The 2,438-nt window shown below is 68.9% G+C and carries 3 protein-coding genes; 2 read left to right on the forward strand and 1 reads right to left on the reverse strand.

Going from position 1 to position 2,438, the window contains the following annotated elements; all coding sequences use genetic code 11:
• The first annotated feature begins 107 nt into the window (after window positions 1–107).
• The gene (locus ACWELQ_RS43790) at window positions 108–1,112 is read left to right on the forward strand and encodes a hypothetical protein (RefSeq protein WP_452402870.1); all 1,005 of its coding nucleotides are present in this window, start codon (window positions 108–110) and stop codon (window positions 1,110–1,112) included.
• A 47-nt stretch (window positions 1,113–1,159) separates the two neighbouring features.
• Complete coding sequence (locus ACWELQ_RS43795; RefSeq protein ID WP_452402871.1) at window positions 1,160–1,507, forward strand: hypothetical protein; 348 nt, start codon at window positions 1,160–1,162, stop codon at window positions 1,505–1,507.
• Window position 1,508: 1 nt separating this feature from the next.
• On the opposite strand, the gene ACWELQ_RS43800 is transcribed toward ACWELQ_RS43795, so the two are convergent.
• Window positions 1,509–2,120 carry a DedA family protein gene (locus ACWELQ_RS43800; protein WP_452402872.1) on the reverse strand — a complete coding sequence of 204 codons (612 nt, stop codon included), beginning with the start codon at window positions 2,118–2,120 and terminating at the stop codon, window positions 1,509–1,511.
• Between the last annotated feature and the right edge of the window lie 318 nt (window positions 2,121–2,438).

Genomic DNA, 2,438 nt, shown 5'->3' on the forward strand with positions numbered 1-2,438 from the left:
GCGGATCTCGACGGTTATGCCGCGCTGCTGGAATCCGCGGTGGACGAGACCGTCCACGCGCTGCGCCGGGAATCCGCGCCGGCGCGAGGGAATCCGGGTGACCAGGCGTGACGGACAACAACGATCACTGGGCCAATCCGTACGGATCGCAGCAACCCGGGCAGCAGGCGTGGGGGTATCCGGATGCCGGACAGCAGGTCTGGGGCCAGCCACAGACCGGAGCCCAGCCGGTCGAGTATCCGGGGTACGCGCAGCAGCCGGGGTATCAGCCGACGCAGCAGTACTATCCCGGGCAGGCGGACCCGAATTACTATGGGCAGCAGCCGTTTCCCGGCCAGCAGCCGCCCTTTCCGGGCCAGCAGCCAGGCTTTCCGGGACAGCAGCCACCGCCTCCGGGCGGCCCGAACCGTACCTGGCTCATCCTCGGGGCCGTCGCGGCGGTCGTCGTCCTGGTCGGCGGCGGCCTCGCGGCCTACGTGCTGACCCGCGACGACTCCACCACAACCGCCGCACCGTCCACGAGCTCGAGCGCGGTCCCGACCGGCAAGCCCAGCACGTCGAAGGGTCCGTCCGGCGCGCCCAAGGCCGGGGCCACGACCGTGGTCGCCCCGTCTCTGGGCATCAGCTACGACGTCCCCAGCGGCTGGACCATCGCCGCGCCCACCGAGACCTCCATGCAGACCGGCGCGGACGGAACCCTGTTCGGTTACGCCAAATCCAGTGAGGGCCAGAACTATTGCCCCGGCTCGGCCTACCGCGCCCTGGCGTTCGTGGCCCCGGTCGACGGCGTCAGCGATCTCGGGGCCGCCGCCACCAAGGCGACCAAGATCTCCGTGGAGAGCGGCTACGACGACGCCAAGGGCGGCATCCCCGGCGCCCCGACCGCGGTCACCACCAAGAGCGGCATCGCCGGTCAGCAGGTGGAAGCCTCCGGTCCCTGGAAGCCCAGCCTCTCCGGCTGCACCGCCAACGCCTACTCCGTCTACACCTTCGCCTTCACCGGCCCGCGCAACGCCACCCTGGCCCTCGTCGTCGAAGCCGACCGCGGCACCACCGGAGAAATGGCCGCCGACCAGGCCAAAGCCCTGATCGCCAGCATCCGCACCTCCTGAGCGAGCTGCGCCAATCCAGCCGCGCGGCAAGCGAATAGACTCCGGGGATGCCACTCGTCGAGGTGACCTACAACCCGGAACTGCCCGAGACCGTGCTGCGCGAGCTCGGAGAATGGCTGCCGCATCTGGTGTCGACGGCGGTGGAGTGCCCGGAGGAGCCCTACGACGGGGATTTGCAGCCCGGTGATGTGGAGATCCGGTTCCGGCCGCTGGGGAAGTTCGATCGCAGCGGGATGGATCTGGTGATCGAGGTGCGGTCGAAGTACTTCGCGAGCCGGGCGGAGAACCGGCAGGAGCGGTGCGATCGGATGCTGGCCGACATCGAGAAGTTCGTGGACGCGAATATCGGTGTCTACCTGACACTTCCGGTCGCGGCGTGGGCGCAGAGCGAATAGGTCATTGCTCCCCCGCGGTGCGGTGGCGATGCCACTTCCAGTAGATCAGCGCGAGCACCGCCACGATCGGGACGACGATCAGTAGACCGTTGTCGACGCGTTTCAGGATGGCCGTGAACGACGCGCCGATCAGGTAGCCGCACAACACCAGCACCGAACCCCAGAGGATCGCGCCCACCGCGCTGGCCACCACGAACCGGCGAAAAGGCATGGGAGACATGCCGACCAGCTCCGGCAGCATGGTGCGGAAGAAGGTGCTGAAGCGGCCCACCAGGATCGCCCAGCCGCCGTGGCGCTGCAGGAAATCCCCGGCCTTGGTGAGGTTGTCGCGGTAGCGGTTGAAGATCCGCCACTCCAGCACGCGGGTGCCGTAGACGCGGCCGATCCAGTAACCGATGCTCGCCCCGATGAGCGCGGACACGATGACCAGGGCCAGCGTGGTCGCGATGCTCAGATGCCCGCGGCTGGCGGCCACACCCGCCAGGATCGCGGCGGTATCGCCGGGCACCAACAGCCCGAACACCATCGCCTCCTCGGCGACGACCAGCAGCGCGACGACGACATAGGTCCAGATCGCGGGAAAATCCAACACCCGCTGCACGACCGAGTCCATACCGCCGACGCTAACCGCCCGGCCGCCCGGTCCCCCGCCGACACTCCCAGCCCCTCCGGCGACGCCGTCACCGCCCGACCCCGAGCACGCCAGCCCAGTCCTCCCAGTACGGCCACGCCGATCCCGGCGCGGCCCGGCCCAACCCTTGTACGGCCCAGCCATCCCAGCGCGGCCCAGCCATCTCCGTTCGGCGGTGGCCCCCGCGCGCGCGGCGGGCCCCCCCCCCGGCCGTTTAAAAAAATATTTTTATATAGGTTTTAAAAATATTTAAATGTGGGGGGGGTGGGGTTAGGGGGGGGGGGTCGCCCCCCCACAGGG

The sequence above is a fragment of the Nocardia sp. NPDC004722 genome, from assembly GCF_053601505.1.

What these genes read in the sequence shown, in the direction of transcription:
- ACWELQ_RS43800 (WP_452402872.1), bottom strand. Translation starts at nt 2,120, where the DNA reads ATGGACTCGGTCGTGCAGCGGGTGTTGGATTTTCCCGCGATCTGGACC.
- ACWELQ_RS43795 (WP_452402871.1), top strand. Translation starts at nt 1,160, where the DNA reads ATGCCACTCGTCGAGGTGACCTACAACCCGGAACTGCCCGAGACCGTG.